Origin of the sequence: Parasphingorhabdus sp. (assembly GCF_049667325.1) — a bacterium.
Classification (GTDB): domain Bacteria; phylum Pseudomonadota; class Alphaproteobacteria; order Sphingomonadales; family Sphingomonadaceae; genus Parasphingorhabdus.
Genome location: NZ_JBATHY010000344.1, coordinates 1 through 2,693, shown reverse-complemented (window position 1 = coordinate 2,693; position 2,693 = coordinate 1). Strand labels below are relative to the sequence as shown.

General features: G+C 52.6%; 3 protein-coding genes. 2 read left to right on the top strand and 1 reads right to left on the bottom strand.

The features are described 5' to 3' along the window. The coding region (locus tag WBM93_RS14610; protein WP_424432596.1) for a glycosyltransferase at positions 1 to 1,047 on the top strand (1,047 nt) is incomplete at its 5' end. On the opposite strand, the gene WBM93_RS14605 is transcribed toward WBM93_RS14610, so the two are convergent. Beyond that, positions 1,027 to 2,106 (bottom strand): polysaccharide pyruvyl transferase family protein, encoded by a 1,080-nt coding sequence (locus WBM93_RS14605; protein WP_424432597.1) that lies wholly within the window; start codon positions 2,104 to 2,106, stop codon positions 1,027 to 1,029. The genes WBM93_RS14610 and WBM93_RS14605 overlap by 21 nt on opposite strands. A 113-nt stretch (positions 2,107 to 2,219) precedes the next feature. On the opposite strand from WBM93_RS14605, the gene WBM93_RS14600 reads away from it, so the two are divergent. Beyond that, on the top strand, positions 2,220 to 2,693 hold a 474-nt coding region (locus WBM93_RS14600; protein WP_424432595.1), incomplete at its 3' end, for a hypothetical protein.

Genomic DNA, 2,693 nt, shown 5'->3' with positions numbered 1-2,693 from the left:
TATTTTTGGCCAGAGAAATGGCAACAACTGGCTTATCCCGCGATTTTGCCTAATCTTAAAAACCGTCCGATTACCGCACTTCTGATTTTGCCCTTTTTGCTGGCAGAATTTCTTGCGACTTTTCGCTTGGCAAGAAAAGAGAAGCTGGATCTGATTTACGCCCATTGGGTGATGCCACAGGGCCTGATCGCTTATCTGATGAAGCTGATTTGCGGCACATCGTATGTGATCCAAAACCACTCGTCCGATCTGGAAATATTTTCCAGATTGGGTCCCATCGGCCGAGCCTTTGCGCGGAAAATCATTCGGGCCTCCGACAGGCTGTTTTGTGTGAACGCGCAGCAAAGGAAATTTGCGCTGAATCTGTTCGACGCTTCCGAGCGGATAGAATTGGAAAAGAAGGTCCTCACCCTGCCAATGGGCGTCGCTTCGGATTTTGCCCGCGAAGATGAATCATCCTACGATAGCGAAGCGCCGTTTCAATTTGATCTGGGAACCATTTCCCGTCTTTCGCGCAAAAAAGGCCTGCCGTTCCTGATCGAGGCGGTCAGCGGACTGAACAGGGATGGCCTCGAGGTTTCGACAGGGATCGCAGGAGATGGCGAGGATCGAGATGCGCTGGTTGCCGCCGCCGGTTCCGCAGAAATCGAATTTACAGGTTTCTTGCAGGGCACTGACAAGAAAAAGTTTTTCGAGCAGACGAAAATTTTTGTCTTCACTTCAGTGGCAGCGGGTTCAGACGTTGAAGGTCTTCCGGTTTCATTGCTCGAGGCCCTGTGTCTTGGAAAAATGGTGATCGCGAGCCGTGATACAAATATCGAGATGTTGCCGGAATGGGACTTGCTCAAAGAGCAAATCTACTTTTTGGAAGACCCGAGTGACATTGTCGCTTTTGAGCAAACCATTCGAAATGCACTCAGTTTGGATCGCGAGAAATTGATCGCCCGGTCGCAGCGGATCAAGGCCATCATGTCGCGCTATCGCTGGGATCACCTGATCCGGGAATATCTCGGTGCAACAGGAACTTTAAAGCAAGAGGCGGCGTAACTCGCCCACCAGATTATCATATTGAGCCTGCAATTTTGGTGCGGCTTTTTTTACGCAATCCCAAAATTCCGCAGGGTCCTGACCAAGACGATTAATCTGGTCGGCAACCAGCGCCGGATCAAATCCTCTCGCATCATGAACATATTTGCCGAGGCCGAGATCCTCATAGGCTCCCCATCCTTTGCGTTCGTAAGCGAGGTGTATGGCCGGTCTACCGGCTATAAGGCTTGCGATGGCACCATGGAGCCGCACCGAAACGACCGGCCCGCCTTTCCCGCTGGCCAACATGTCGGCCAGTGTTCCGTCGTCGCCCATTCCGTTTCTCTGGTAGAATGCCCGGTCGCTTCGATCACCCGCGACATCCGCCTGAACCGCCCAGAGCGGATCAACAAGCGCCTGTCCCAATATTTTCAGTCGCTCCACATAATCTCCAGCATGTGGCAGATCGCGACCCACCAGTATCGGGTCTCCGCCGTGTGTTTGGCGACCATTGACGATGTCGTCCGTGCGAGCCAGTTTGAGCACTGCCAGGTCGGCACAGCGAATGATATTATCCCCGCCAATTTCAGCCATTGTCACGTCGTCACGCGCGCAAAACAGGCTGGCTTTATTGAGATTGTTTTTGACAGCCCGCCCTACCGGTCCGCGAAGGGGCCCAACGCTTTGAGGAAGATAGATTGACGGGACCGGCGCCCGCGCCGCCGTTCTGAGCTGGACAAGATGATTGAGCAACACGCCTGATTGCCGGACGAAGGAATCCGCAACCAGATAACCGCCGCCAACCGCGACCAGCCCCTTAGCCCGAGAAACCAGCTTTTCCACTTTGCCGGAGGAAAATTGATTTGCGAGCAGCTCGAAGGCCGCTATCGCCAGCTTTGGTGTGAACTGGGCAAAGGGTTCGCCCGGCGCGCGGTGCGCAGGAGGAAAATTATCAAAACTCTCAGGGTCGAGCGCCAGTATTTCGATCTGTGCAGCTTCTATTCCCGCGTCTGCCATGGCCTCCAAAGTCAAATCGACCAGTAGCCCGTCACCGGAATTCCGGCGGCTGAACGCGTGCAGTATGAGATATTTGGATTGTTCAGAAATTTTTGGATGTCTCCGGGTTCAACAGACTATGCGAAGGCTGTGTAACATCCCTCTTGATAAGGTTTTGGTAACCATATTCCCGCTAGATGGAAAGCCATATTCAAAGGTTGGGCCATAGTGGTTCCACAGATTACGGAGGAAAGCCGGTTTTGCGCAAAAAACTGCAGAAAATTATGGCTTCTGCCGACCATGTCATCGGATCGGTTCCGATGCACAATGATCGCTTCCGTCAGATTATTCTGATCGTCGCCGTATTCGCTCTGATCGCAGGCATATATTTTTCATTCCGGTCACAGCCCGATCTCTTTCAAGAAGCACGATTGGGACCAATTATAATACTGGCGCTGTTCGCGGTGCCATTGACAATTTATTTTAACGCTCTGGAATTCGTCCTTTCTGCGCGGCTCATTGGTCATAAAATTGGTCTGAAATCGGCTGCGGAGACCAGCGTTATAGGCGGTGTGGCCAATATGCTTCCTTTACCGGGAGGCGCACTAGTCCGAGTTGCCGCTCTCAAAGCCGAGGGAGCAAGTGTTGGCAAAAGCACGTCTATCATGGCC